25 protein-coding genes and 1 pseudogene are annotated in these 26492 nt (G+C 59.7%); 17 read left to right on the plus strand and 9 right to left on the minus strand.

Translation table 11 applies throughout. The annotated features are described in order from the left end of the window. The first annotated feature begins 12 nt into the window (after positions 1-12). The 15 genes from CD04_RS0117890 to CD04_RS0117955 all read left to right on the plus strand — a co-directional run bounded on the left by CD04_RS0117890 (position 13) and on the right by CD04_RS0117955 (position 14949). Positions 13-840 (plus strand): 4'-phosphopantetheinyl transferase superfamily protein, encoded by an 828-nt coding sequence (locus tag CD04_RS0117890; RefSeq protein ID WP_051849396.1) that lies wholly within the window; start codon positions 13-15, stop codon positions 838-840. After that, entirely contained in the window at positions 837-1670 is an 834-nt protein-coding gene (locus tag CD04_RS0117895; protein WP_156030329.1) for a serine aminopeptidase domain-containing protein, read from the plus strand. Before CD04_RS0117890 ends, CD04_RS0117895 begins: the two co-directional genes overlap by 4 nt. Then, positions 1663-2589: an alpha/beta fold hydrolase gene (locus tag CD04_RS22780; protein ID WP_197033157.1), complete on the plus strand. Its 927-nt coding sequence runs from the start codon at positions 1663-1665 to the stop codon at positions 2587-2589. The genes CD04_RS0117895 and CD04_RS22780 overlap by 8 nt, the downstream gene beginning before the upstream one ends. Continuing rightward, positions 2586-3719 (plus strand): glycosyltransferase family 2 protein, encoded by a 1134-nt coding sequence (locus tag CD04_RS0117905; RefSeq protein WP_231480685.1) that lies wholly within the window; start codon positions 2586-2588, stop codon positions 3717-3719. Before CD04_RS22780 ends, CD04_RS0117905 begins: the two co-directional genes overlap by 4 nt. Beyond that, entirely contained in the window at positions 3716-4504 is a 789-nt protein-coding gene (locus CD04_RS0117910) for a polysaccharide deacetylase family protein (protein ID WP_031409273.1), read from the plus strand. The genes CD04_RS0117905 and CD04_RS0117910 overlap by 4 nt, the downstream gene beginning before the upstream one ends. After that, positions 4464-5999, plus strand: a complete 1536-nt coding sequence (locus CD04_RS0117915) for an O-antigen ligase (RefSeq protein WP_081858075.1) — start codon at positions 4464-4466, stop codon at positions 5997-5999. Before CD04_RS0117910 ends, CD04_RS0117915 begins: the two co-directional genes overlap by 41 nt. Then, positions 5980-7146 (plus strand): glycosyltransferase, encoded by a 1167-nt coding sequence (locus CD04_RS0117920; RefSeq protein ID WP_231480686.1) that lies wholly within the window; start codon positions 5980-5982, stop codon positions 7144-7146. Before CD04_RS0117915 ends, CD04_RS0117920 begins: the two co-directional genes overlap by 20 nt. Before the next feature lie 15 nt (positions 7147-7161). Beyond that, positions 7162-8007 carry a polysaccharide deacetylase family protein gene (locus CD04_RS0117925; protein ID WP_031409280.1) on the plus strand — a complete coding sequence of 282 codons (846 nt, stop codon included), beginning with the start codon at positions 7162-7164 and terminating at the stop codon, positions 8005-8007. Then, the gene (locus tag CD04_RS0117930; protein WP_031409282.1) at positions 8004-9146 is read left to right on the plus strand and encodes a glycosyltransferase; all 1143 of its coding nucleotides are present in this window, start codon (positions 8004-8006) and stop codon (positions 9144-9146) included. The genes CD04_RS0117925 and CD04_RS0117930 overlap by 4 nt, the downstream gene beginning before the upstream one ends. Next, a complete protein-coding gene (locus tag CD04_RS24890; protein WP_231480736.1) occupies positions 9100-9573 on the plus strand; it encodes a hypothetical protein in 474 nt (157 codons plus the stop codon). Before CD04_RS0117930 ends, CD04_RS24890 begins: the two co-directional genes overlap by 47 nt. Then, a complete protein-coding gene (locus CD04_RS24895) occupies positions 9480-9956 on the plus strand; it encodes a YdcF family protein (RefSeq protein WP_231480726.1) in 477 nt (158 codons plus the stop codon). Before CD04_RS24890 ends, CD04_RS24895 begins: the two co-directional genes overlap by 94 nt. A gap of 396 nt (positions 9957-10352) precedes the next feature. Continuing rightward, entirely contained in the window at positions 10353-11423 is a 1071-nt protein-coding gene (locus CD04_RS0117940; RefSeq protein ID WP_031409284.1) for an IS630 family transposase, read from the plus strand. Between the two features lie 154 nt (positions 11424-11577). Next, complete coding sequence (locus CD04_RS0117945) at positions 11578-12117, plus strand: serine O-acetyltransferase (protein ID WP_231480687.1); 540 nt, start codon at positions 11578-11580, stop codon at positions 12115-12117. Positions 12118-12289: 172 nt separating this feature from the next. Continuing rightward, on the plus strand, positions 12290-13426 hold the full coding sequence (locus CD04_RS0117950; RefSeq protein ID WP_038168547.1) for a glycosyltransferase family 4 protein: 1137 nt from the start codon (positions 12290-12292) through the stop codon (positions 13424-13426). After that, a complete protein-coding gene (locus tag CD04_RS0117955) occupies positions 13426-14949 on the plus strand; it encodes an oligosaccharide flippase family protein (protein WP_031409289.1) in 1524 nt (507 codons plus the stop codon). The genes CD04_RS0117950 and CD04_RS0117955 overlap by 1 nt, the downstream gene beginning before the upstream one ends. 285 nt (positions 14950-15234) lie before the next feature. Here the strand turns inward: CD04_RS0117955 and CD04_RS0117960 are convergent, their stop codons facing one another. The 6 genes and pseudogenes from CD04_RS0117960 to CD04_RS0117985 form a co-directional block, all read right to left on the minus strand. Continuing rightward, on the minus strand, positions 15235-16296 hold the full coding sequence (locus CD04_RS0117960) for a glycosyltransferase family 2 protein (RefSeq protein WP_031409290.1): 1062 nt from the start codon (positions 16294-16296) through the stop codon (positions 15235-15237). Next, complete coding sequence (locus CD04_RS0117965; RefSeq protein ID WP_197033158.1) at positions 16281-17462, minus strand: GNAT family N-acetyltransferase; 1182 nt, start codon at positions 17460-17462, stop codon at positions 16281-16283. Before CD04_RS0117965 ends, CD04_RS0117960 begins: the two co-directional genes overlap by 16 nt. 80 nt (positions 17463-17542) lie before the next feature. Continuing rightward, positions 17543-18493 (minus strand): polysaccharide deacetylase family protein, encoded by a 951-nt coding sequence (locus CD04_RS0117970; RefSeq protein ID WP_031409292.1) that lies wholly within the window; start codon positions 18491-18493, stop codon positions 17543-17545. Between the two features lie 183 nt (positions 18494-18676). After that, positions 18677-18955 (minus strand): annotated as a pseudogene (locus tag CD04_RS0117975) (S-adenosylmethionine:tRNA ribosyltransferase-isomerase); the annotation flags it as partial. Between the two features lie 205 nt (positions 18956-19160). Then, a complete protein-coding gene (thpR, locus tag CD04_RS22215; RefSeq protein ID WP_051849516.1) occupies positions 19161-19730 on the minus strand; it encodes an RNA 2',3'-cyclic phosphodiesterase in 570 nt (189 codons plus the stop codon). Between the two features lie 127 nt (positions 19731-19857). Next, positions 19858-20895: an IS630 family transposase gene (locus CD04_RS0117985; protein ID WP_031409297.1), complete on the minus strand. Its 1038-nt coding sequence runs from the start codon at positions 20893-20895 to the stop codon at positions 19858-19860. Positions 20896-21089: 194 nt separating this feature from the next. Here CD04_RS0117985 and CD04_RS0117990 point away from each other — a divergent pair, with 194 nt between their 5' ends. Then, the gene (locus CD04_RS0117990) at positions 21090-22052 is read left to right on the plus strand and encodes a DMT family transporter (protein WP_031409299.1); all 963 of its coding nucleotides are present in this window, start codon (positions 21090-21092) and stop codon (positions 22050-22052) included. Here CD04_RS0117990 and CD04_RS0117995 read toward each other — a convergent pair. Together CD04_RS0117995 and CD04_RS0118000 are read right to left on the minus strand one after the other, a co-directional pair. Beyond that, positions 22049-22543: a DUF2147 domain-containing protein gene (locus tag CD04_RS0117995; RefSeq protein ID WP_231480688.1), complete on the minus strand. Its 495-nt coding sequence runs from the start codon at positions 22541-22543 to the stop codon at positions 22049-22051. The two genes, CD04_RS0117990 and CD04_RS0117995, sit on opposite strands and share 4 nt — an antisense overlap. A gap of 8 nt (positions 22544-22551) precedes the next feature. After that, positions 22552-23367 (minus strand): sulfurtransferase, encoded by an 816-nt coding sequence (locus CD04_RS0118000; RefSeq protein WP_051849400.1) that lies wholly within the window; start codon positions 23365-23367, stop codon positions 22552-22554. Between the two features lie 112 nt (positions 23368-23479). Between CD04_RS0118000 and CD04_RS0118010 the strand changes: the two genes are divergently transcribed. Beyond that, on the plus strand, positions 23480-24823 hold the full coding sequence (locus CD04_RS0118010; protein WP_031409304.1) for an MFS transporter: 1344 nt from the start codon (positions 23480-23482) through the stop codon (positions 24821-24823). 9 nt (positions 24824-24832) lie between these two features. Here the strand turns inward: CD04_RS0118010 and tgt are convergent, their stop codons facing one another. Further along, positions 24833-25975, minus strand: a complete 1143-nt coding sequence (gene tgt / locus CD04_RS0118015) for a tRNA guanosine(34) transglycosylase Tgt (RefSeq protein WP_031409306.1) — start codon at positions 25973-25975, stop codon at positions 24833-24835. Positions 25976-26492: the final 517 nt, after the last annotated feature.

Raw genomic sequence — 26492 nt, forward strand, 5'->3', positions numbered from 1 at the left:
TCGGATGCCATCATGCTGTCCATATCCACACTCGGGTTTCCTGCCCGCAGCTTGGCGCCGGCACTAGAGCTGCCGACGAAGTTTGACGCCGGCAGCAAGGCGTTGCGCCACGCCTTGCCGCTTGGGCGCGACGTGCATGTCTGGTTTCTCGACTTGCACGACATGGGACCAAACGCCACCAGCCTGCTCGACGTTGCCGAGATGAGTCGCGCACAACGGTTCGTCTACGAGCACGATTGGCGCCGCTACGTCGCCGCGCATGCTTGGCTGCGCCGTATCCTCGCCAGCTACACCGGGGTCGATGCGCGGCACCTGCGTTTTGTCACCGGCCCCCACGGCAAACCGCAGCTGGCGCCAACCTTTTACACCGACACCCCGCTGCCAACCTTTAGCCTCAGCCACAGCAAGGACTGGGCGCTGGTGGCGGTCGCTGCTGGAGTCGACGTTGGCGTCGACATTGAGGCGGTGCGCGCGGATCTGCCGGGCGCCGACCTTGCCGCCGCCGTGCTCACCGACGGCGAAAAGGCCGAGCTCGATGCCATCCCGACCGTCGATCACGCTGCTGCGTTTGTCGGTTGCTGGGCGCGTAAGGAATCGTGTCTCAAGGCGCTGGGCATCGGGCTGGGCCTGGAGCCGCGCGCACTCTATGCCGGGGTGCATGCTCAGCGCTGCTGCGTACGCCCCAAAGGCGAGGGTGCGGCAGGCCACGTGGACGTGGCGCCGCTGCCAGCGCCGCCAGGCTTTGCGGCAGCGCTCGCAGCGGTGGATGGCTTTGCCAATGTGCACCACCTCGACGACGCAGCCAGGCTGGCTGCGTTGCGTCTGGAGAGCGTGTGTTGAACGAAGCGTTTACCCCCTTGCGTTTTTCCCATATGGGGCGCGAACTTTTCGGCCTGCATCTGCATCCTCGTGTCCGGGCGCGCAGTCACGCCGTGCTGCTTTGCAACCCGTTTGGCCAGGAAGCGATTCGCGCGCATCGCCTGTACCGAGCGCTTGGCGACCGCTTGGCCACCGCCGGCTACGACGTGTTGCGCTTCGACTACTTCGGAAGTGGTGATTCGGCTGGCGAGGACACGGACTTCGACCTGATGGGCGCCATATCCGACACAGCCGCTGCGGCAGATGTGTTGATTCAGCGCAGCCGGACCAGTGTGCTTTCGCTGATTGGGCTGCGGCTCGGCGCCAATGTGGCCTTGGCCGCGAGCGAGCGCTGCGCACAACGCCCGGCGTTGGTCGCGATGATCGAACCTGTCATATCCGGTCCACGGTATCTAACAGAGCTGCGCGATGCCAATCAACGTGCGCTTGCACGAACTTTTGGAGCGCGTTGGCGTATTGACTCCCGACTGCGCGCTTTCAACCTGCCGGATACCGACGCGGAAGCGCTGGGTTTCGCGCTGACCCCGATCTGTCGCTCGCAAATTGCAGCTTTGGACTTGTCACGGATCTCGCCCGGTTGTTGCAACAGGGTTCTGGTCCTCGCGCGTGAGCTCGAAGCTATCGATGCGCTGCTGCCTTCCCGTGATCTGGCTCAGCTTCCTGTGCTCGATGTGCTGGCTTCCCAAATCGATATCGACTGGGCCACCAACAGCGCCTTTAACACCGCCATCGTCCCCACACAATGGATCACCTGTTTGCAGACGGCACTCGAGAGTCCAGCACATGCGTGAAATTACCCACGCCTTCGGACCGGATTGCGGTCTGATTGGCACATTGACACTACCGCAAGGCAGGCCTTCACGCATGGGTCTGGTGCTATTTAATTCGGGCGTTGTGCATCGCGTGGGGCCGCACCGTATCAACGTCAAGTTGGCGCGGCAGCTGGCTGAGCGCGGCGTGGCGAGCATCCGATTCGACCTGCACGGCATGGGCGACAGCGCGCGTGCCAAAGGAGCACTCGCGTACGATGCCCAGGTGGTATGCGATCTGCAGGATGCGATGAGTCTTCTGGAGCAACACGCAGGAACGCAACGCTTTGTGCTTCTCGGTTTTTGCTCAGGCGCCCAGCAAAGCTACTTGGCGGCCGAAAAAGACCATCGCGTCGACACCATCGTGCTGTATGACGCATTCGCTTTCCACACAATGCGAAGCCGATTGCGTTTTCTCTGGCTGCGCATGCGCAGCCAAGGATCGGGCCTAACGGCTCTCGCATCGTATGCGCGAAAGGGAGTCACCGCGCTTGCTGATTTGCCGGCCTCCATTGCGGCGCGCCTCCGGTCCAGGGGCGCCGCGGACCTAGGTGGCGGGGACCAGCCCATCGATAAGGCTGCGTTCGCCCGAGGTTTGAGATTGCTAACCCAAAAAGGGGTAACTGTCGCCGTGGTACACGCCGGGGACGATTTCAGCCAAGTCAACTACGTTCGACAAATTCGAGATGCCTTTGGCCGCGCCTGGCCCGGCAATGGGGCGACGACTGTCTTCTTGGAGTTCGTTGACCATATAGCCACATCCACGCCCGCCCAGCGATGCTTTATGGACGCCCTATGCAACATCGTCCTCAACGCAGCCCTACGCAAGGTTGACGCGCCAACCCATCGCACCGGCATGCCTGACGCGGAGCTTGGCAGCACGAACACCGCCTCAACATGATGAGCCTCAAAATCCTTTTCTGGGCGAACACCGCGTTCATCGCCTACACCTACGCTGGCTACCCAATGCTGGTGTGGCTGCTGTCACGCCTGCGGCGGCAAGTCTACTGCCCGCCTCTGGACGCAAGCGCATTGCCGCAGGTCGCGGTGGTGATGGCCGCCTACAACGAAGCGCAGCGCATCCGCGAAAAAATTGACAACCTCCGTGCACTCGATTACCCGGCGGACAGGCTCGACATCTTGGTCGTCTCGGACGGCTCCACTGACGGTACCGCGCAGCTCTTACAGGCCTTGCCTGGGGTACGCACAATAGCGTGCTTGCAACGTCGTGGTAAGGCACATGCGCTGAATCTGGCAATGGCTGCGGTGCATGCCCCGTTTACTGTATTCTGCGACGTGCGGCAGGTGATCGCTCCAGACGCATTACGTCACCTGATGTCGGATTTCTGCTTGCCCAATATCGGCGCAGTGAGCGGTGAGCTAATTCACCGGCCAAGCGGTACACATGCCGGCCAGACCATCGGCCTGTACTGGCGCTACGAAAAATGGATCCGCAAGGCGGAGAGCCGACTGCACTCAACGGTTGGAGCCACGGGAGCTCTCTATGCGATTCGCACCGCCGACTTCGCCCCGCTCGGTGACAACACCATCCTCGACGACTTCGAGGTCCCCATGGGCACGGTGCGCTGCGGCAAGCGCGTACTGCTCGACCCGCGAGCGCAGGTCTACGACGTGCTACAGACTGAGTCGACCGCTGAACAGAGGCGCAAGATCCGGACGCTCACGGGGAACTTCCAAACTTTCGTCCGCCACCCCTGGTTGTTCGTGCCTTGGGCCAATCCAGCTTGGTTTCAGTTCATGTCGCACAAGGTCTTCCGCCTGCTCGTGCCTTATGCCATGCTCCTTGCACTGCTTTGCAGCGCCGTGCTTGCATCTCCGGTGTACCGCGTGGCACTGGCGCTTCAACTTGCCTTTTACGCGTTGGCAGCCTTGGCTCACTGGGCTCCTTCTACGCGGCGTTACAAGTTCGTGAGTCTTGCGCAGGTCTTCGTCGACATGAATGCCGCTGCCGTGATCGCCGCCATGCAGTTTGCGCGCGGCCGCGCCGATGCTCGCTGGGAGAAGATGTGAGCCGAATAAGCATCTTGATGTACCACGCACTGTGGGAAAGCGAGGCTGAACTGCAGGCAATAGCCCCGGAGGATCGGCCCTATGCCATTTCGATATCGGAGTTTGGCGCGCAGCTCCACGCGTTGCGTGAGAATGGCATTGCCGTACTCGATCCGAAGTGTCTCGAAAACGGCGCATCCGAACGGGGCGGGGTAATCCTGACGTTCGATGACGGACACGCGAGTAACGCAGTGCATGCGCTACCTGCCCTCCAAGCGCTGAATATGCCCGCGGCATTTTTCGTGACGACCGGTTTCGTCGGAACCAAGGCCGGCTTTTGTACTTGGGCGCAAATTCGCTCGCTCGCTGATGCTGGCATGACGGTGGGTGGACACGGTCATAGCCACCGATTTCTTAGCGGCCTTGACTACGCAGCCCAGCGCGATGAACTGTTCGGCTCGCACAGCTTGCTGGAACGGGAACTCGGGCGGCCGGTGCGGCAAATGTCGTTCCCTGGCGGTCGTTGTGATGCCGCCAGCCGCAAGACAGCCAGAGAAGCCGGATTTTCGGTACTGTATGCCTCGAAGGTCGGCACGATTGCAGCCGCCAAGGCAGCCGAGGCGGCCGCCCCCCTGCCCCGTATTGCAGTGCGCCCAGGCATGGCGCACCCCACGTTCGTGGCCTATGCGCGCGGAAACATGCCGCGTATGGTTCGGGCTCGAGCAGCTTCACATCTGAAGGATATGGCAAAGCGACTGATGGGCAATGAACGCTATCACCAACTCTACACGCGGCTCAAAGGCTGAACGCCGCAGACCTCCTCCGGTTGCCGGGGAGGCTACGCCTGCCGAGAATCCTAACTGGGGCGGCGCGCCGCTCCACTCCACGCTTTGGATTCTGACGATTCCGGCGCTCTACGCCATCGGCATCGTCGTTTTCCACGCCCAGCCCGGCAAGATCGGGCTCTACGGATTCGCGCTCGTGTTCGGCTTGGTGCTGCTCGCGCAACTGCGCAAGGGCCCGGAGGTTTTGCTGGCCGTCCTCATCTTCTATATGCCGCTCAGCCGTTTGTTCGCAGCCCGCATCGCACCTGGTCTAAACGGCACGAACTCACTCGAACTGCTGCTGATCGCGACCTGGATTGCCTCCGCGTACAAGAACAAGATCAAGCTGTTTCACCCTTATGCATTTTCGCGCCTCGTGGGAATCTGGCTGCTGCTGACCATCATTTCCGTGCTCACAGCGGTGGCGGCGATCGGCTTTCACCCCTTCGTGTGGAACTACACGGAGGCACTGCGGGGTTTTCTCGATCAATTCATCGTTTTTTTCCTTGTCGTCAACCTGATTCGCGACAAAAACATGGCGCGGCGGATGATCGTCTACATGATGTTCGCCAGCAGCGTCGTTTTTGTCTACGGCATCCACGAGTGGTTTGGCACACGCGGCCTCAGCACCATTGAGAAATCGCGCCTGCTCGGCCCGGTTGGCCAACCCAATGAGTTTGCCGCGCAACTAATCTACGCCTTCGCGCCCTTCTTGGCGTACGGGGCCTACTACTTTCCGCGCTGGAAGTCGCTTCGCCTTGCGCCCGTATTTCTGATCGGACTAAAAGTACTCCTTGGGGCTTTCTCGCGAGGCGCCTATTTGGCGTTTGCGATGGAGCTGATGTCGGTGTCTTTCGTCAAAAGCAAGAAGTTCTTTCTCTTCGTATTGCTCGTGCTCGGATCGATCTATTTCTTTCTCCCTCAGTACGTCCCAGCTTCATTGAGGGCGCGGGTGGAGCAGACGTATGAAGACCACACCCAAGGCGCAGAGATCGACAAAAGCGCAGACTCACGTTTCATCCTCTGGGACGCAGCCATTCAGATGACTGAGGATAATCCGATTCTCGGCAAGGGCTTCGACCAGTTCCATCGCCTTGTACCAAGCTATGTGTCCGGTTATTACGACGGCGTGACGGGTGGGGCGACCGACAACCAGAATATGTTCCTCTACGCCGCATCAAACATGGGCGTACCCAGCTTGCTCACGCTCCTGGCGCTTATTTTCGCCTTGGCTTGGCGCGGCTGGAAGCTCTACCGCGACAAAGCGCGACCAGACATCGATCGCATCGTCGGCCTCGGTGCTGTGACCATCGTTGCTGGGTTGATCGGCGTGAACATGTTTGGAACTCACATAATCGACACGGCGGTGGACAGCTTCCTGTGGGTGTATTTGGCAGTTGTTGCACATCTCTTACAGCCGGATCAACTCGTTCGCACTCCTTCCCCCGCCAACCACCATGGCGCGCACCGTCGCTGATTCCCCGCTGGTCGTACATATGATCGACGAGCTTCCGCGCGACGGCGCCGAAATGCTTCTCCTCGACCTTATGCGCATGCGCCACCCGCATTTGCGTTATGAGGTCGTATGCCTCATCCGCGGCGGCCCGCTGCAGCCAGAGTTCGAACACATTGGCGTTCCTGTAACAGTGTTTGGTAGGCGCGCCAAGCTCGACCCGGTGCTCGTTTGGCGCCTCGCGCGGTGGCTAAGACGTAAGCACGCGTCGATTGTGCATACGCATCTGTTCACAGCCGACACTTACGGCCGCTTGGCTGCACGGTTGGCGGGCGTGCCGGTGGTCTATTCCACGGCGCACAACATCGTCAATCCCTGGAAAGGTGCTCTACACAAGAGCATTGACCGCGCCTTCGCGCGCCTGAGCACTGGCGTGATTGGATGCAGCGAGGAAGTCGCACAAGCCCTGCGTCACCGCGACGGCATCGCGACTGACCGGGTGCTGGCTATCTCCAACGGTATTGAGCTCGCCAAGTTCTCAGAGATTTCAGGCGCGGGCGTGCGCACCGAATTCGGCTTGCCGGAAGACCGCAAGCTCATCGGCGTAGTTGGCCGCCTGCATCCCCAAAAGGGTCATGACGATCTTCTGCAGGCGCTCGCCGGGATGGAGGCAGCGCGCTCCGGTCGGCTTGCCTGCCTGGTCATCGGCACCGGCGAACTCGATCAGACGCTACGGGCCAAGGTAACTGCCCTCGGGCTAGACGGCTGCGTGATCTTCACTGGCATGCGCACCGACGTGCCACGCTTGATTGCTGCGGTCGATGCCATCGTTATGCCATCACGGTGGGAAGGCCTGCCCATTGCCCTGCTCGAATCGATGGCAAGCGCCAAGCCAGTGCTTTGCACGCGTGTTGGTGGAATTCCGGACGTCGTGCGCGACGGCGACAACGGTCTCTTGGTCGAAGCTGGGGACGTACAGGCTTTGCAAGCTAGGCTAACTTGGTTGCTGGACCACCCGAACGAAGGTACCGCGCTCGGCATCCAGGCGCGTGACACCGTGCTCGCGCGCTTTGACGTGAGGCGAACTGCCGCCGCCTACAACCGCTTGCATTGCCAGGCACTTGGGCTACCGGTGGACGACTGTCCGCCGGCTTCTGCTCCGCTGGCTTGAATGGGAGTGCTAGGGATGCGTCGCCTGCTCGCACAAATCATTCTGCCCTATGCGCGACTGTGCACTTGGGTACAGCCGGGTCTGCGCATCCTTATGTACCACCGTGTCGCCACGCTCCCACACTATGACCAACTCACCGTCTCACCTGCGCGGTTCGCACGGCAGATGGAGAAACTCGCATGTGAATGCCGCGTCGTGAGCTTGGCCGACGGCCTGCGTGCAATACACGAGAGCCAGCTGCGCCAGCCGTTGGTGGCGGTCACCTTTGATGATGGGTATCGCGATAACCTCACTGAGGCGCTGCCGATTCTGCGTCGCTATGCTGTACCGGCGACCATCTTCGTGACCACCCGATTTTGCGACCAGGCCGAAAGCCATCCACGCTACGGACCATCGCCGCAGCGCCTTCATTTGGACTGGGATGAAGTGGCGGTTCTGGCCGCGACGCCCGGAGTCACGATCGGCTCGCACACGCTTCACCACCCATATCTGCCCACGCTACCCGAGGCACAGGCGCGCGAGGAAATTTCGCAGAGTCGCACCATAATAGAAAGCCGGATCGGCCAGCCCGTGGCGTTTTTTTGCTATCCGTCGGGTGACCTAGGCCCGCGCGAGCTTCGCCTCGTACATGAGTCTGGCTATGCAGCAGCTGTAAGCGTGGCGCCAGGCGTTAATTACCGCTCGACCGACCCAATGAAGCTGCGTCGCACTGAAATCACTGACCGTGACGACGATGAAGCATTCGCCCTTAAGATTGCTGGCGCTTTCGACCCCATCCACCGCCTGCTGCACGCTAGGCGCACCTGGAACTTTGCACGTGGCTATGGCCGGCCCGGCGCCCAGACGACCGCAAGACCATGAAGATCCTCTATTTGATGACTGAGCCATTTGGCATCGGAGGCGTGCAAACCGATATCCTGACCCTAACTGAAGACTTGAGCGCCAAAGGCCACACTGTGTACGTCGCGACTACAGATGGCGTGCTATTACAAGAACTCATCGGCAAAGGCGCGCGCCACGTGAATATCGATTTCCGTTTTCGCAAGCTATCGGAGTTTCTCGCCGCAGCACGCAAGCTACGCCGGGTTGCGCGCACAGAAAGCATCGAACTCATTGCCCCGCAGTCCGTGCGCTCGTCGATTGCCGCTTTTTTTGCGCTGCGGCTTGTGCCATATCGCTACAGCGTCGCGAGCACAGGCAAACGCCCGCCCATCGTCACCACGATCCACAACATCCACAACCCAGCGAATTTTCAATGGGCCGGGAAGATCCTGCGCCGTTGTGCGGATTTCGTCATCTTTGAATCACATTACGAGCGAAACCGCCTGCTGCAAAACGGCCTACAGGCCGAGCGTTCCGCTGTGATCCACAGCGGTATTGACCTAGGAAAGTTGTCTAGGCCAACGCAGGCGCAGGAACTCGCGGTGCAATATGGCCTGGATCCCAGCCGCCAGTTCATCTATGGCATCGTCGCGCGCCTCTCGGAGGAGAAGGGGCACTGCTATTTGGTCGAAGCGTTCGCACGCGTCGCGCGGCGCCGACCCGAAGCCAGGCTGGTGATTATCGGCGACGGTCCTCTTCTGGATGTTGTGCGGCAGCAAGTCAACGCGCTTGAACTGGACTCGCGCGTCGTGTTTACTGGAATTCAGCGCGACATCGCTTCGCACTTGGCAATGCTAGACGTGTTCGTGTTGTCATCCACGCGCGAATCGTTTCCGTTGTCAGCGCGCGAGGCGATGGCCGCCGGCCGCGCAGTGATCGCGCCCCGGATCGGTGGTTGCCCCGAAGTGGTCGACGATGGCGTCACCGGCCTTTTGTTTCAAGCGGCCAATACCGATGATCTGGAAGCGAAGATGCTCCTTCTCGCCGACCGCCAGACGAGCACGATGATGGGCCGTGCGGGGCGTGAGCGGGCGCGTCGCTTGTTCTCCCGTGAATCGTGGGTGGACGGCGATGAGCGAGTCTATCTCCAATGGGCTGGTGCTGCCGCCAGCGATTGAGGAATGCCTGGCTTACCCACCCCTTTTCTTCGCATCCGGCTCGCTGCATTTGAAAACCTCGTTTGAGCTTCTTCTTTCGCCGGTGGGGCTGTTTGCCATCGCGCTGCTCGCGCTCACGATGGAGACACTACGTCGAGCGCAAAGCTGGTGGCTGCGGATCTTTGCGGCATCACTGACGGTTGCCTTTTTTGCCGTGAGCACCCCCCTTGGAGCAAATCTAATGCTCGGCGCGCTCGAGAGCCACGCGCGCCTCGAGGAAAGTCATTGTGCCCCCCCCCGCCGGGAAGCATCATCATCCTTCTTGCGGGCGGCATTCGGGGTGATCCCGATCGCCTGGACGATTTCTCGGCACTCTCGGAAGCAAGCTTGTATCGGCTCTTTTCGGCCGTGCGTCTGGCCGATCAGACTCCGAATAGCACCTTACTGATCTCCGGAGGCGGGGGCAGAGTGATCCATGAAGCGAATCTCATGGGAGCATTGGCCGAGCAGCTCGGCTTTCCGCGGCAGCGCGTTGAGCTCGACACACGCTCCCACACTACATTTGAGTCTGCTTTGAATGTCGCCTCCGCTGTCGAAAAATACCCGCAACGCCAGCGCTATCTGGTGACCTCCGCCGACCATATGCCACGCGCACTCATGGCATTCCGCCATGCTGGTTTGAACGTTTGTGCACGGCCCGTCGACTTTGAAGCTCTCCCTCTGAAGCCAGCCGAGATGCTCACGCCGCAAATTAGTGCGCTCAGCAAGTCGACACGTGCCATGCATGAAGCGCTCGGCATGCTTTACTACGATCTCGTGAAATTTCAGTAATTGGCTCCAATAAATGAAGCCGGGGTTTTTCCATTTCAGGCGGTCATTCAGCGAAAGCTGACGTGAGTTTCGAGCGATTCATGTGTGCCCACGAATTGACTTTCGCACGCCGTTTTAGCATGCCTTTGGAGTTGCGTCATCCGAGGTGGTGGATGCGCAACGGCGAACCGATTTTTGCCTAGTGCTGGAGGTTGAACCGTGAGGAAGGGTTGGCCGCAAAGAGACGCCAAGGGGTCCGCCTGGCGATGGTATTCATCGAGCGGCACTCCTTCATGGGTGCCTGAGAGTGCAACCCTGCTAGTGTCGTGTTTGATTCTTAATGGAACTTACGTGCAGTACCAGTCTCCAATGCTGTACTTGGGTTTGCATTGGAGAGAGCGATTGCGAGTTGCCCCGATGATTGTGTTGACGGATGAACAGGAGAGCGAGTTGACCCGGCTCGCGCGCTCAAAGCGCACCAGCGTCAGGCTGGTGCAGCGTGCGCGCATCGTGTTGCTGGCTGCGCAGGGCCTGCAGAACAAGGACATCGCCGAGCAACTTGGCATCGGACGCGTGCAGGTCGCGCGCTGGCGCGAGCGGTATGTGGAGTCGGGGCTGCGAGGCATTGAGCGCGACCTGCCGCGCGGCGCGCCGCCGGTGAAAGTGGACGTGGCCAAGCTGGTGGAACTGACCACGCAAACCACGCCCGAGGCCGCCACGCACTGGAGCACACGCAAGATGGGCGAGGTCCTGGGCGTCAGCGCCAGCACCGTCATGCGGCATTGGCAGGCGCACGGGCTCAAGCCTCATATCGTGCGCGGCTTCAAGGTCTCGCGCGACTCGAAGTTTGTCGAGAAGCTCGAGGACATCGTGGGCCTGTACGTGTCCCCACCCGAGCACGCGCTGGTGCTGTGCTGCGACGAGAAGAGCCAGGTCCAGGCGTTGGATCGCACGCAGCCGGGTCTGCCGCTGAAGAAGGGGCGCGCTCAGACGATGACGCACGACTACAAGCGCCACGGCACGACGACGCTGTTCGCGGCGCTCAACGTGCTCGACGGCCAAGTCATCGCCCAGTGCCAGCAGCGCCATCGCCACGCCGAGTGGCTGAAGTTCCTGCGCCAGATCGACCGCGAAACGCCCAAGGACAGGACGCTGCATCTGATTGCCGACAACTACGCCACGCACAAGCATCCCGTCGTGCAGGAGTGGCTGGCCAAGCACCCGCGGTTCAACATGCACTTCACGCCCACCTCGGCGTCGTGGTTGAACATGGTCGAACGGTTCTTCCGCGACATCACCGTCAATCGCTTGCGCCGCGGCGTATTCACCAGCGTGCCAGAGTTGGTCACCGCCATCGACGAGTACATCGCCCATCACAACATCAAACCGAAGCCATTCATCTGGACCAAGAGCGCCGCCGACATCCTGCAGAAGGTCATTCGCGCCAACAGTCGCTTAAGTTCCAAACAGAATGGAACACTACACTAGACACCGACTGGTTTAGGCGATGGGATGGACGTTCTTTCCCCGGTTTAGGGGTAGGCAGGCCCGACCGAGCAACTTACGCTTAACGGCGAAAAGGGCTAAAACATTTCTGAGAATATTTCGCATGATCCAGTCTCACGCGGATTACAAGGCCTATTTGGATGCCGATCGCCTATCTCTTGGCAAGAATCACACATTGCGCGACCGGTTCCTCGACGAGATATGGCTTTTTCAGCGGCGGCTGCGTAGGGTTGAGTACCTGACCAACTGCCGCAAGAATCGGCTCCGCCGACTTGTTGCGGTATACCAGTACCGTCAGCTTGGCATCCGGCTTGGCTTTTCGATACCGATTAACGTATTTGGGCCCGGCCTTGCGCTTTTGCACTATGGAACGATCGTCATCAACGCACAGACACGTGTCGGCGCGAACTGTCGCGTCCACGCCGGTGTCAACATTGGTGCACAACTGGGGCCCGACGGCGGGGTGCCGCGCATCGGGGACAACTGCTACCTTGGCCCTGGTGCAAAATTGTTTGGCGCCATCGTCATTGGGGATAACACGGTGATTGGTGCAAACGCCGTGGTCAACAAGAGCTTCCCGAGCGGAAATGTCACGCTGGGCGGAGTTCCGGCTCGGATCATTTCGGAAAAATCGGCCGCTGGCCTGTTCGTACTGGGCTACAAGAAAGCACAATGATCCTGCCATCGTCTAGGCACCCTTTCTTTTCGCCCTCGCTCGCAATCGAACTCCCGATGCTCACAATGATGATTCGCGATTCGTTTTTTGCCTTATGAAGGCCGCCCACTCCATTGCAGCAGTGAATCCGGTTGAGCTTTCCGCTGAATGTGTCAGGACGACTCGGGTTCTGATGGTTGTGGACGGACGATACCCAGCAACTGGCGGTGCCGAACTTCAAGCACGGTTGCTGAGTTCAGCCCTTGCCGCATCCGGGCACTCAGTACGCGTGCTGGCGCCGCGTCTCGACTCCTCGCAACCCTTGGACGGCTACATTGATGGAATAAGGGTTCAGCGCTTGGCCTATCCACACATCAAGGCACTTGGCGCGATTTGGTTGAATCTGCGATTTGCCGCTTGGTTGATTTGGCATCAACACGAATTTGACGCGATCCACATTCACATGATGCACAATCTCGCCGGTGCAGCGGGATGGTTCAAACGCTGGCTCCGCCCGAAAATCGTGGTTAAGGTGTCTGGCGCTGCAGAATTCCAAGGCGGCATTCTCGACCCCGCATTGCGTCACAAGCCCGTACACCGGATACTGCTCGCCGGGAGCCGCCGCTTGGACGCCTTCCAATGCATCAGCCAATACACGCGAGAGGTCATGCTCCGCGCCGGCTACGCCTCGCAACGCCTGCATCTCATTCCCAACGCGGTGGATTGCGCCCGCTTTTTTCCATCACCCGCAGAGGTCGAACCGATCCGCGCTGTATTCGTGGGGCGCCATGTACGCGTCAAAGGGCTGGATATCCTATTGCGGGCCTGGGTCAGGGTAAGGCGGCACGAAAACGCAAGGCTGGTGCTAGCAGGAGACGGGCCGGAGCGCGCGCATCTCATGGCCCTTGCTCAAGAGCTTGGCGTTGCGGATAGCGTGGATTTTCCGGGGCTAGTGGAGGACATTCCAGCCCTGCTCGCCGGCGCTGCCATCTATGTCCAGTCCTCCCACCATGAGGGCCTGCCGAATGCCGTGTTGGAGGCCATGGCCGCCGGCCTGCCAGTCGTGGCAACACGCATAAGCGGGCATGAGGACATCGTTGCCCACGGGCATAGCGGCATCCTCGTTCCGCCAGCCGACCCAGCCGCATTAGCCGATGCGATGCAGCGTTTGATCGACGCGCCATTGCAAAGGCGACTCTTCGGGGCCGCCGGTCGCGATTTCGTCGCTCGGCACTACGCCATTCCCGTGATCACGGCGCAATTGTTGCGCCTGTACCAAGCCCCATCCCCCGACGGCCGCGCCTCAGGGCGTGTGCTCGCCGCACCGTGATGCAGGGCAAGCTGGAGCCCGCGGCGTTGGTACCCGACAAGGAAGGGGGCGGGGCGCTCAGGCGACTGGCGCGCCATACCTCAATCTACTCCATCGGCAGCCTGCTGGTCACGTTTGCAAGCATCATCTCGTTCCCTGTCTTCACACGCATTTTCACAGTGTCCGAGTACGGCACGATGGGCTTGGTGACATCCACCATCTTGTTTCTAGTGGGCGTCGGCAAGCTTGGCCTCCAGCACTCGGTCGTGCGCTTTTACAGCGAGGTTGAAGCTGGCACGCGTCACAACACAGCCGTACAGTTCTTCTCGACCGTTCTGTTCAGCATGCTGGCAACCGGCGCCATCGTCAGTGTGCTGGGCGCACTGCTTGTCAAGTTGATGCCAACGCACTGGTGGGGTGAAACGCAGACACAGCATCTTGTCGTCTTTGCTGCTCCGCTGATTCTTATTCGCGTGGTCGATAGCGCGATGTATAACATGTTGCGGGCACAGCAAAAAAGTGCCCTTTACAGTACTTATTTCACTGTGCGGAAGTATTTGGGTCTAGCCCTTATTCTTCTGGTGCTGTTCTTCGTTTCACGCAGTCTCGAAGGATTTTTTGCCGCATCCATAGTCAGCGAAGGCTTAGCCGTTTTTGTGATCATCACCTATTACTGGCGCCAGCACGTTTTCGACGTCCGGAAAATTTCAAAGCCGCTTCTATTTTCCATGCTGATGTATGGATTGCCCTTGTTTGCGAGCGAGCTTTCCGGGCTCCTTCTCAACATAGGCGGGCGTTACATAATTAACTATCGACTCGGCCCTGAACCCCTTGGGTCCTTTTCAGCAGCATATAACTTCAGCGATTATCTGCAAGGCATTCTCACCGCTTCGTTTGCTCAAGCGATCATCCCCATTTATTTTCGTCTATGGGAACAAAAAGGCCCTGAGAAGACGGCAGCATTTCTTCAGGATTCACTTCGATATTATATGGCGATCTCCATCCCGATCGTGGCTGGGATCGGCGCTGTAGGACCTGAACTCGTCCGCTTATTGGCTTCCGCAAAGTATAATGTGAGTGCGCCCCTCATTACATTCGTGACCGCAGGTATGCTGATCTCGGGCGGGACGCCGTTATTTAGTGCTGGCGTCTATATCAAGAAGCAGACAAAGATCGTAATGTACTCCGTACTGGCGGCTGCCGTATGCAACATTGCGTTGACTATCGCATTGACCCAAGGCTATGGGATCGAAGGCGCTGCCGTTGCGACCCTAGTCAGCCTCACACTTTACGCGGCATCCACTGCATACTTTGGGAGACGAACCGTGCAAGTACGGATGCCTTGGCGGGATCTGGCCAGCTTCTCTGCACTGTCTCTACTCATGTACGGCGTGATCACGAGGATCGAGTTGCCGAGTTTGGCGCTCCGCATTTCGGCACAAATCGCATGCGGTGCCGTCCTCTATGTGGGATTGCTGCTGTTGATCGATCGCCCCATGCGCGGATTGGCGCAAAAAGGGTTGAGCCACCTGCGGCGCTCGTGAAACAGGGTTGGGCCGGAGCTTGCTCACGACCCTTACCCATATCGTCCAACATTAGGCGACAGCTCTGGCACGCAGTTCATCTACCACGCAGCGGCTTTGGACTCCTAGGCTCGACGTGCCCCAGCGGCGATTCTGAAGGCTCCTTTTATGGCGTGCGTCCTACTCGAATTCGCTAGGCCGAGGTCTTGAATCTTAAATCCGCACGGCTCCCAATTCACGACGCCCCCTTCGTGATCAAACACGCCATGCCACTTCAATGCCACATATGCAACTACCATCACGCGATCACCCTAGGCCGCCCCAGCCTGCGCGCAAATGACGTGCCTTATTGAGAAGCCCGGTCGGTAGCACAATTCGGATTAACACACGTAACGTTTTGCGCGTGAATACCCTGTAGAAAAACCCGCTTACAAGCAGAAGCTTCAAAGCAGCCACGCGATCCTCGTCTGATAAAGCGTATGCAGCGCTGAGGGTCAGCGCGCCAAGATGGCGACGCACTTTGCCCGGTGCGCCCTCGCGCAGCTTGGGATCACGCGCGTGGATCATCTCTGCCACACGCAATGAATCGACAGCGGTCTTTGGCTTCGCTGATATTTGAGATGCCGATAGACGGTACTTCAGCAAGGGGCGATCAATATAGCCAACAGGACCTAAACGCGCGACTCGCACGAACCATTCCCACTCGCACACAATTTTGACCTGTGGATCAAAATACCCTGCCCGCTTCAATGTAGCGCGAGGAAACATGACGGTCGGCGGATGGATAAAATTCCCTAAAGCGAGATCTTCATATACGGCGCCGCGCATGGTTTGCACCTGCATGGGCTGTGATATTTGTGGCTCAAAACAGCTACCGATATCAATCATCTCATGCACCGAATACCGTGCACTTGCCCCCCCATGAGCAGCGCTACATCGGGTATAATACTCGCCACAATATGAAGCGCCAAGCATCCCGCGTTCGTCAAATCCACTGAAATCGGAACTGCACAGTAAAATATCTGGATTCGATTTGAGGTATTTTAATTGCACTGCGATACGTTCTGGCTCGCAGATATCGTCCGCGTCGAGCAGGGCGATGAACTCTCCCCATGCAGCCTCAACTCCCCTGTTGCGGGCCACGGCAATTCCCGAATTTGGCTGCCGAATCGGTCGAATTGCCGAACCGAAACTCTGTAGAACCTCCCAGGTCCCATCGGTCGATCCGTCATCCACAACCACAATGTCCAGTCGTCGGTGTGTCTGTCCAAAGACGCTAGCGAGGGTCTCGGCGATCGTCTCCCGCGCGTTATATGCTGGTATGACCACGCTAACGGTGGTTTCGTCGAGGTTTAGACTGTTAGGCATGATGGCATAACCTTCCCACTTTGATGCGACGAGGGAAGCTTGTCCGTACCATCACGCTGATCGGAATACGGCCTTTTCCCCTTGCGCCGGATGCCGAGGGAAACGGAAGTTAGCCACGCCTTCAGCCTATAAAGTGCTGCCGTAGGCCTTCGTCGGTATGCCCTGACCCAGACCGTGTTACGCGTGAGCCGTAAATAGTGGCGCTTATGATGGTAATCGCCCTTAAGCATGTCGAAAATCTCGCAGCCCTCTTCAATCGCTTGCTGGATAGAGTAGCCGACCACCAACTCGCCAGGACTCCACGCTGCCATAGATGGATCGAATCCGCTCTGAAAATAGTAAAATGTGTTCCCCAGTCTATAGCCATAGAGCATGGCGATGCTTCGTCCGCCAATTTGAAGCTCGGCTAACCTGAGGCGCCCCAAGGCCAACAATGCGTGCATCAATTCCCTGTGAAAGCCGAGGTATTGAGGGGAATTGAAACTCGGGTGATCGGTGCGCCCTTCCCAACGGAGTCTGTGCAGAGACGCGAGGCGCTCAAAAGCCGCATCAATTTCAGATGGATCCGCCCAAACGATAAACGTGGAACCTGTTTGTTGCTCGAATTTGCGTCGCAAGCGACGTAACGCGGCACGCCTGTGATAGCCTAAATTTGCCAGAAACTCATCCCACGTCGCGGGCAATTTTCCATATGTAATGCTCGATGGTTCGCCGACGTTCAACATGGAAGGCCGATTCTTGTAGGCACAAATCAGTGCCTTTGTGAAGGGCGCATCCGGTTGGAGGTCAACAAGATCCAACAGATCCCAGCCAGCGATCTCATCAATGATGTGGTCGGCAAAGGCCTTGGCCACGGAATCGCGCGACCCGTCAAGCAGCATCGGATTGAGATCATCTGGCGCGGTGTCTCCCCCAGCGCCAATTTGCCTTAATTTGCGTACACGCCATAACCCGCGTAGCCAATGTGTTTCCTGATAAAGAGGAAAAATCCCTATCGTTTTCCCCTCTTCTTTGGCCAACAGAATACGTAGCTCTCGTCCTGTCCCGTAATGCTTCCACCACAGGCGTTGCCAGTCCCAGGTCATGAAAATGCTTGTGTCCGGCGAGGCCTTTTCAAGCTCGCGCCACTGTTCGAGCAGAGAATCAAACTGTTCGATTGTTGTCAAACATTCGATTAACATAAATTTTGGCCTACGAATTCCATATGTGCGGCATTCTGGCCTCAAGCCACGCGCTCCGTCGCATGTCAGGCTGAGGGTCGATATTGACGCCAGGCGAACAAAGGAAGGCTCGCAGAAATCGGTATCCGCGGCATCGCAAAGGGATTTGTATCTTCCACGACAAAACCTTCCTCTGTCGTCACGGCTGCTCGATATACCTGTTCAACAACTTCACGTACACGCGCGTCGGTCGAACCGTTGGGGTAACAGAAGAGATCGATGTCGCGATCTAGCCTCCACGCCAAAATATCTTTGCTGGCCTGCAATTCATGCTGAATTTGGGCATCGGTCAGAGTGGGCAAGATTGGGTGCGACAAAGTATGCGAACCGATGGTAATCAATTTACGGTCCAGCACTGCAATCTCACCCCAAGTCAGCAGATCATAGGCCTCCCGCTCTTCTGGAGTCGGATTGAAGGACGTTGTTGAATCCCGTAAATTTGCCGCGGTCACTTCGCGAACCTGAATTGGCAGAGTTTTCATCCAATCGATGATGCGTTCGACTTCTGAAGAAGGCGCGCCGTTGGCAAGTGCCCATTCCTCACATTGCTGGGAGGAAAGTCGGTGCAAGCGGGCTCTTGCTTCATGATTCCAAAGCCACTGATTCCCACTGATCAGTTCGGGGCAGACGAAGAAGGTGGCTGGAATATTGAATTCCTGCAATATTGGATAGGCTATTTGTATTTGATTACGCAAGCCATCATCAAAGGTTATCGCCACATCTCCTTCAAAACTCGGCGGTGTGCCTGCGGCCAAAGCGCGCACCATTGAGTCCAGCGATTGGATGCGGAAGTTCTGCTTCAACCAGGCCATCGCACGCCTGAAATCAGAAGCTCGCAGATCTCTTCCTCCCACGCCATGCAGCATGATCACCCGGCGCACAGGGCGTCGCTTCGCCAACCAAGCGGAAAGACCCGTTGTGAGGGCAACATTTTGGATTGACTGCTTGAGCCTGCTCTCTACTTTCGTCATGTACATAATCCCGCTCCCGCGGCGGGCGTTCTCCGAACGTTGAGGCTGCCCAAATGTTAAGGACGCGGATTGAAAGGCAAGGATCGGGTCGGCTCCTTGAAAGGCAATAGACCACGGGCGCAAGATACCCAATGCCCCAGCATTTGCGCACCCCTAAGTCAAGGGAGAACGCGGCTCCATGCTGGCGCCTCAGAGGTGCGATTTCCTCCAGGTGGCAAGCCCTTCTGCGACTGGGGGGCCGCACTCTAGCGGTGCGAACTGACTAACCCGCGCCAGCAGCATGGCATGGCCGTAGCTGAAGAACCGGTAGCGCTCGCGCACGACTTGCGCACGCATAGGCCGCCTGAATGCGTCGAGCACGGCAAAGACGGCAACCAGCATGAGCAGAGTTGAACGCGGCAAATGGGAATTCGTAATCAGCAGGTCAATCCAGGCGAAACGGTGGCCCGGGGTGATGAAAATGGCCGTCTAGGCACGGTCTAGCGTTAACTGTGCATGCGGGGCAGCCCCATGGGCATGTCTCGCGAATAGGTTCGCTCGTGCCCCTGTCGGCGCCCCAGGCATTGAAGGCTGGGAATACCGAATGCTAAGGCGAGCCAGCAGCACGCTTCACCCAAAGCCGGCCAGCCAACAGCCTGGTAGGCGGGTTCGAAACGTGCTTGATTGACAAGGCTTACAGTATCCAGCGGGCCAACACCGCATAGCGGCCTGTACCGAGCACGGACCGGACGAGACAAAGATCCGCCGCGTGCCAGAGAATCGGTGCAAAGCATTCCGGGGGGAGGCTGGCTTGGGCGGCGCGCGCCAAAGTTACGTGAGGCTTGAAGGGGCGCACGTCGCAGGGGACGCCTGCCTTCTGCGCCTCCCGCGCCAGCGCCACGCGCAACGCTGTAAGTTCCCCGGGCACATGGCTTGGAGCAAGATGGGCAATACCGCCTTGCGGCCAGATCTCAGCATGATCCAGCTGCAATCTGAAAGGCTGCGCTTCGCAAGCGATTCTGGCGCCAAAAGCCATCACATCCTGCAGGCGCGCCTTGGGCACGCCATCCATAAAGAGCACAGTGAGATGCAGTTTGTCCGGAACAGTTGATCTCGCAGGCGGTGCAAAACGCCACAGCAATGCGTGCTGCGCAATCTTTGCGCGCAGTGCCGGCGGCGGCCACAGCGCAAAAAACAGCCGCAGTGCTGCATCGTACGGCGCCGCGCCGAGGTGGAAATCGAGCCTTTGCGATCTCGCGAGCATGGTGGGTCTCCAGTCAGCCATCGAGCCACGCCAACAGGGTAGAACGGCGCACCCATCGTTGTCGAGAATCTCCGCTGGGGCATAGACCGGCGTTGCACCGGCTTATTGATTCGGCCCTCAAACAGTGTCATGCGGCGTATTTGACAAACGGATCTTGAAAGAAGGTTTTGACACGCTCGGGCTTGTTGGTCAGGGCGGTCATGTGCTCAACGGCGGCGGCCTGCAACTTCGCCTTGGTTCTCACTGGAACCTTGGTTCGGATCACATGCTTGAGGTCCGCGTTCAGGCGCTCCTCCGGATTGAGCTCAGGGCTGTAGCTGGGCAGATAGAACACCTCCATCTGCTCGGCGTGCTGCGCCAGCCACGCCTTCACCGGCTTGCAATGATGCACCCCCAGGTTGTCCAGAATCAGGAAGATCTTCTTGCCCGTGTCTTTGACCAGGGACTCGAAGAACTCGATCAACCGCTCATGGTTGAACGCGCCGTCGATGATCATCCAGCGCGCCTTGCCCTGGTTGGTGACGGTGGCAATCATGGAGAGCTTTTGACGTGTGCCGCCCACCGCCATGGCCACCGGCGTCTGCCCCTTGGGCGCAAAGCTGCGGCCCCGCACATCGGTGTTGACCAGCGCCGTCTCGTCGCCCCAGTGAATCTCTGCGCCCTCGGCCTTGGCGCGCTGCGCAATCTGCGGGTACTGCGTGTCCAGCCATTCCTTGACCGCTGCAGGTGACTGTTCATAGGTCCGCTTGATCGGCTTTTGCGGCGTGAAGCCCCAGCGCGCCAGGTATTTGCCCACTGAGCGCACATGCAGCTTGATGCCGTATTCGCGCTCGATCAACTGCATGACGGCGGCTCGGCTCCATAGTGCGAAGTCCATCTTCAACTGCTCCGGGCGGTGGTCGCAGATGAGGCGCTGTATGGCTTGTTCCTGCTCCATCGACAGGGCGCGGTCTTCGCCACTGCGCCGACCGCGTGTGTGCGGCGCCAGACCCGCCAATCCCTGCGATTCAAAGCGCGCGATCGTCTTGCTCACTGCCGTGTAGCTCAACCCGATCTCCTGGGCAATCTGCGTGCGCGTTCGCCCTCGTTTGTGCGCGCGGATGACTTGCCGGCGCCGCTCGTGCTGCTCGGCTGGGCTGAGTTTTCTTGCATCGTCTTTTTCCATGAATCTGAGATGCGGAAAAACTCAATAAGTTCAATCTATTTGTGGGCCGTATCTATAGGCTCGTTGCTGCCGACCATGCTTTGCCATGAACCGCATCGAGCTCCCGTTCGCACGCAGCCGCCGCCTCACGGCTGGCGCCCGGAGCAGAGCGGGATTCGTCGGCATGAAATCGCGCCCTCCAGCACAATCGCCGGATGGACTTCATCATTCTGTTGCTCGGTGGCGCGGTGCTGGGGCTGGTTGGCGTGCTGGTGCGCTTGGCCGGCCATGTGGGCGTCGGGCCGTTCGGCAGTGCCTTCTGGCGCATGGCGCTGGCCACGCCGGTGCTCGTTGGCTGGGCGCTTTCGGCTTCACGGAGTGCGCGGCGGAAGCGCTTGCAGGCGGAGGCACTGCCGCACGCGCAGACGGTTGCCGCGCAGCCTGTTAGCGGGAGTGCGCCGCGCATCGCATTGAGCGCTCGTGGCGGGCCGCCGCAACCGCTCGCCAGCTGGCCTCAGGGCTGGCTGCTCGCCTTCGCCGCGGTCATGTTCGCCGGCGACCTCATCCTGTTTCACCTTGGCCTTTTCTGGAGCACAGTGGCGAACGCGACGATGGAGTCCAACCTCGCACCGATCGTCATCACCCTGGCATTCTGGACGATCACGCGGGTGGCGCCACGGGGCCTGTTCTTGCTGGGTCTGGCCGCCTCGCTCGCCGGCGCCCTGCTGATGATCGGGCCACATTTTGACCACAGCCGCGCCCTGCTTGGTGATGTGTGCGGCATATTCTCGGCCGTGTTCTACGCGGGTTATCAGATCGGCGTGCAGCAGGCCCGGCAAAAGCTGGACACCCTGCATCTGATGGCTTGGGTGACGGCTGGCGCCGCGCTGGCGCTGTGGCCCTTCGCACTGGCTGAAGCACGCCTGTGGCCCACCGCGCCAATCGGCTGGGTTTGGCTTGTTCTACTTGCGCTTGTGGTGCAAATCGGCGGGCAGGTGGTCATCGCCTACGCCGTCAAGCACCTGAGCCCCGCCCTGTCGTCGATCGGGCTGCTGGTTCAACCGGCGACCTCGGCCGTGTATGCGTGGCTTTTGCTCGGCGAGGGGCTGGGCGCATGGCAGCTCGTGGGTGCCGGACTTTTGCTCGCCGGCATTTATCTCGCGCGGCGTGGCCTCTAGGGTGCTTCTTTTTCCCTTACCCAGGTCTGCGTGCGACCGAGCAGCGGAATCCCGATATAGCCGCGCACCTTGAGGCGCGCACCAACCTCGATCAACCAAGCCTTGCAGTGATACGTCTTGCCGTTGTCGGGATCGACGATCTCGCCGCCGCCGTAGCTTCCCGTGCCGTCCTTGCGCAAGCCGGTGAGGATGGTCATGCCGATGATTTTCTGGTCTTTGAGCGCACCGCGGCACGCGGTGCATACGCGGTTGGGGTCGGCACCGGGCACCAGCGCCTTGATCACCGTGCCGCTGTAACTGCCGTCCGCTTGTTCGACGATGCGGATCAGCGCCTTGGGCTTTCCGGTCTTGTCGTCGATGGTCTTCCAGTCGCTGGCAAGGGTCATGCTCTGGGCCCAGCACGCCGCCGTGCCTCCGACCAGGCACAGTGCGAGCACAAAGCGCATGGCGTGGATCACCCAACCCGAAGGAACGCGTGTGAAATTCGACATCGCTTTTCTTAAGAATTGGTTGCAAGCTCATCGAGCGCTGTTGCCGATGGCGAGGACGTCGGGGAGAGGCTCGCATCCAGCACTTCGCGCGCATCGAACACGAAACAGCCACCGGTGTAGTGCGCAGCACCGACTTGCTCGAAATACTTGAGAATGCCGCCATCGAGCTGGTAGACGCGCTCGAAACCCGCTTCCTGCATCAGCAAGGCTGCCTTCTCGCAACGGATGCCGCCCGTGCAGTAGGTCACCACGGTGTGACCGGCGAAACGCTCCGCCTGCGCCTCCACTGCCGGGGCGAAGTCGCTGAAGCGATGAATGCGGAAATCCACGCAAGCGTCAAACCCGCCGAGGTCGCGTTCAAAGGCATTTCGCGTGTCGAGCATCACCACTGGGCGCCCCTCATCGTCCTGCCCCGCGCCTAACCAGCGCTTCAGGGTCTCGGGTGCCACGGCGGGCGCGCGATGGCTGGATGCCGGGCGGATCTGCGGACGGTTCAGGGTGATGATCTCGCGCTTGATCTTCACCTTCATTCGGCGAAACGGCGGGGCCGCGGACCACGACTCCTTGGGCGTCAGATCGGCGAAGCGCGCATCGGCGCGCAGCTCGGCGACCATCGCGCGCACGGACGCACTTCCGCCCGCCAGGAACAGGTTGATGCCCTCGGAGGCGAGCAATACGGTTCCCCTGAGTTGCAGCGCGTTGCACCGTTGCGCGATACGCTCGCGCAGAGCCGGCAAGTCGTCAAGAGCGACGAACTTGTAGGCCGAGACGTTGAGCACCGGCGGTGCCTCAGAGTCCGTGATTGGGTTTCGTGTGGCGAGCATGGGCGAAGTTTATGACGCCGCCTGGCCCGCTGCCTCGCCCGTGCCCGAGGAGAGGACCGCCATCGCGCGGCTTGTGCAATGATGCACGCTGCACGCTTCTCCAACACGACCCATGCCCGCACCCGACACCGCCCGCCCCAACCAGTTCGCCCTGCTCGGCCAGCGCCGCTTCGCCCCGTTTTTCTGGACCCAGTTTTCGGGTGCCGGCAACGATAACCTCTTCAAATTCGGGTTCACGGTGATGGTGACCTACCGCGCCGAGGCTGCATCCGCCTTGTCGGCCGGCTTGATGGTCAACCTCATTGCTGCCCTGTACATCCTGCCCTTCGTGCTCTTCTCGGCCACCAGCGGCCAACTGGCCGACAAGTTCGACAAGGCCTCCCTGATGCGCAAGGTCAAGGCATTGGAGATTGCAATCATGCTGCTCGCAGCGTGGGGTTTCATGGCTGGCAACGTACCCGCGCTGCTCGCCTGCGCTTTCGGCATGGGTCTGCATTCAACGCTTTTCGGTCCAGCGAAATACGCCTATCTGCCCCAGCACTTGAATGCGGCCGAACTCACAGGGGGCAATGGCATGACGGAAATGGGCACGTTCGTTGCCATCCTCCTCGGCAATCTCGCAGGCGGCCTGCTCATGGCCTTCGAGCAGGGACCGCTGTTGGCTGGCGCCGCCTGCCTCGCCGTGGCACTTGTGGGCTGGGCCGTGGCACGGTTCATTCCCCCCACTCCACCGGTGGAACCCTCGCTGCGCATCAACTGGAACCCATTGACCGAGACAGCGCGCAATCTCAAGCTGGCCGCCACCGACCGCACAGTCCTCCAGGCCCTGCTGGCCATCTCCTGGATGTGGTTCTACGGCGTGGCCTTTCTTACCCAGTTTCCCGTGTTCGCCAAACATGTTCTAGGCGGCAACGAAGCGGTGGCCTCCTTATTGCTTGTCGTGTTTTCGATTGGCATCGGCTTCGGGTCACTGGCCTGCGAGTGGCTGGCACGTGGGCGCGTGGAAATTGGCCTGGTGCCCCTGGGGGCTCTAGGCATGACAGCTTTCGGAGTGGATCTGTATCTTTCTACGCGTGGTCTTCCCCACATCGTGACACTGCAGGGCGCCGCGGCTTTCGTGCGAGACCAGGCGCATTGGCGCGTGATGCTTGATTTGTTCTTACTTTCCGCCAGCGCCGGCATTTACAGCGTTCCACTGTACGCACTGATTCAGATGCATACCCCCATCACCCATCGCTCGCGCGTGATTGCGGCAAACAACATCATCAATGCCCTGTACATGATCGTGTGCTCGGGCTATTGCGCTGCGCTGCTTGCCGCCGGTGTCGGGGTGCCCATGCTGCTGCTGAGCGTGGCCCTGCTCAATGTCCTGGCCACGGCCTTTTTGCTGTGGCGCCAACCGCTGTACGGACGACACTTCCTCGCTTGGATCCGTGGGCGGGCAATGGCCACCTGAATGCATCGTTCAACCGACGCCGCGCGCACGCTCGGCGTGAAACTGCTGTGTAAAGGCATCGAAGCTGCCGGCGTCAAGCGCCTGCCGCATGGCTCGCATGACCTGCAAGTAATAGTGCAGGTTGTGTGTGGTGGCAAGCATGCTGAACAGCATTTCGCCGCAGCGATCGAGATGATGAAGGTACGCGCGCGAAAACTGCTTACAGGTGGCGCAGGCACAGGTTTCATCGATGGGACGCTCATCGAACTTGAAGCGGGCATTGCGGATGCGCAGATCCCCGAAACGGGTGAACAGGTGACCGTTGCGGGCGTTGCGCGTGGGCATGACGCAGTCGAACAAGTCAATGCCGGCGGCAACACCCTCGACCAGATCCTCCGGCGTGCCCACTCCCATCAGATACCGCGGCTTGTGCGCGGGCAGGCGCGGCGCGGTGTGGCGCAACAGGCGCAGCATGTCCTCCTTGGGTTCGCCCACACTCAGACCGCCAATGGCATAGCCGGGCAGATCAAGGGCGATCAGGCCCTCCAGCGATGCATCGCGTAGCGGCTCGAACATGCCACCTTGCACGATGCCAAATAAGGCGTTGGGGTTTTCCAGCCGTGCAAACTCGGTCTTGCAGCGCGCCGCCCACCGCAGTGAAAGTTCCATGGATGCCCGTGCCTCGGCCTCCGTCGTGATATGGGTTTCGCCGCGGCGAATGACGTCATATGGCGTGCATTCGTCAAACTGCATGACGATGTCGGAATTCAGCACCGTCTGGATTTGCATGCTCACCTCGGGGGTGAGGAAGAGTTTGTCGCCATTGACCGGCGAGGCAAATCGAACCCCCTCCTCGTTGATTTTGCGCATCGCCCCAAGGCTCCACACTTGGAACCCTCCACTGTCAGTGAGGATGGGTTTGTCCCAACCAATAAGACGATGCAGCCCGCCGAAATGCCTAACCACATCCAGCCCGGGACGCAACCAGAGGTGAAAAGTGTTCCCGAGGATGATCTGCGCACCAACGGCCTTCAGCCCGTCAGGCGTGATGCCCTTGACCGTGCCGTAGGTTCCGACCGGCATGAACTGCGGCGTATCGACGGCGCCGTGGTTGAGCGTGAGCAGACCACGGCGGGCATGGCCCTGAGTACGGTGAATTGCAAATTCGAACATGGGCCCATTGTTTCAGAATGCCGCCGCTTGCCCGGCAAGGAGGGCGATTCCCGCGGCCCTCAGGTGTGGCATTGCGCAACCCCTGAGTCGCTTCGGTGGTTTCCTGCTGCTCGCCACATGACGGCACCACGCACGCCACGGACGATCCGGGCGTGTCCCGCCCCTGCATACAGGTTCAATAGACGGCATCAACCAAGTCAATTCCAAACATGGCCTTGTCACGGACCTGATCAACGCAGGTATTTCGACGTCTAGCGCAATCAAGGCGCGCCATAATTGACGCTGTTCGATTGCCCGTATGCATCGTGGGACCAGGTGTTGGTGGCGGCCCGGTGGGCGAATAGACCTCCAGGCTGGCAAGGGCCTCAAGGCACGCATGCATGCCTTCGCGGATCGCGCATGGGTGGCGCAGGGCGCGCTCGCGAATACGAGCCGCAGCCACCACCCATGCCGCATGATCGACCATCAGCGCTATTGTCAACCGGGATTGGCACTCACACGAGGCAGGACGGGACGG

Origin of the sequence: Thiomonas sp. FB-Cd (assembly GCF_000733775.1) — a bacterium.
Lineage (GTDB): Bacteria > Pseudomonadota > Gammaproteobacteria > Burkholderiales > Burkholderiaceae_C > Thiomonas_A.

Bases quoted from the DNA above. Each gene is read 5' to 3' on its own strand.
- CD04_RS0117890 (WP_051849396.1), top strand. From the start codon at position 13: ATGCTGTCCATATCCACACTCGGGTTTCCTGCCCGCAGCTTGGCGCCG.
- CD04_RS22780 (WP_197033157.1), top strand. From the start codon at position 1,663: ATGCGTGAAATTACCCACGCCTTCGGACCGGATTGCGGTCTGATTGGC.
- CD04_RS0117905 (WP_231480685.1), top strand. From the start codon at position 2,586: ATGATGAGCCTCAAAATCCTTTTCTGGGCGAACACCGCGTTCATCGCC.
- CD04_RS0117915 (WP_081858075.1), top strand. From the start codon at position 4,464: ATGAACGCTATCACCAACTCTACACGCGGCTCAAAGGCTGAACGCCGC.
- CD04_RS0117920 (WP_231480686.1), top strand. From the start codon at position 5,980: ATGGCGCGCACCGTCGCTGATTCCCCGCTGGTCGTACATATGATCGAC.
- CD04_RS0117925 (WP_031409280.1), top strand. From the start codon at position 7,162: ATGCGTCGCCTGCTCGCACAAATCATTCTGCCCTATGCGCGACTGTGC.
- CD04_RS0117930 (WP_031409282.1), top strand. From the start codon at position 8,004: ATGAAGATCCTCTATTTGATGACTGAGCCATTTGGCATCGGAGGCGTG.
- CD04_RS24890 (WP_231480736.1), top strand. From the start codon at position 9,100: ATGAGCGAGTCTATCTCCAATGGGCTGGTGCTGCCGCCAGCGATTGAG.
- CD04_RS0117940 (WP_031409284.1), top strand. From the start codon at position 10,353: ATGATTGTGTTGACGGATGAACAGGAGAGCGAGTTGACCCGGCTCGCG.
- CD04_RS0117950 (WP_038168547.1), top strand. From the start codon at position 12,290: ATGGTTGTGGACGGACGATACCCAGCAACTGGCGGTGCCGAACTTCAA.
- CD04_RS0117955 (WP_031409289.1), top strand. From the start codon at position 13,426: ATGCAGGGCAAGCTGGAGCCCGCGGCGTTGGTACCCGACAAGGAAGGG.
- CD04_RS0117960 (WP_031409290.1), bottom strand. From the start codon at position 16,296: ATGCCTAACAGTCTAAACCTCGACGAAACCACCGTTAGCGTGGTCATA.
- CD04_RS0117970 (WP_031409292.1), bottom strand. From the start codon at position 18,493: ATGTACATGACGAAAGTAGAGAGCAGGCTCAAGCAGTCAATCCAAAAT.
- thpR (WP_051849516.1), bottom strand. From the start codon at position 19,730: ATGCTCGCGAGATCGCAAAGGCTCGATTTCCACCTCGGCGCGGCGCCG.
- CD04_RS0117985 (WP_031409297.1), bottom strand. From the start codon at position 20,895: ATGGAAAAAGACGATGCAAGAAAACTCAGCCCAGCCGAGCAGCACGAG.
- CD04_RS0117990 (WP_031409299.1), top strand. From the start codon at position 21,090: ATGGACTTCATCATTCTGTTGCTCGGTGGCGCGGTGCTGGGGCTGGTT.
- CD04_RS0117995 (WP_231480688.1), bottom strand. From the start codon at position 22,543: ATGTCGAATTTCACACGCGTTCCTTCGGGTTGGGTGATCCACGCCATG.
- CD04_RS0118000 (WP_051849400.1), bottom strand. From the start codon at position 23,367: ATGCTCGCCACACGAAACCCAATCACGGACTCTGAGGCACCGCCGGTG.
- CD04_RS0118010 (WP_031409304.1), top strand. From the start codon at position 23,480: ATGCCCGCACCCGACACCGCCCGCCCCAACCAGTTCGCCCTGCTCGGC.
- tgt (WP_031409306.1), bottom strand. From the start codon at position 25,975: ATGTTCGAATTTGCAATTCACCGTACTCAGGGCCATGCCCGCCGTGGT.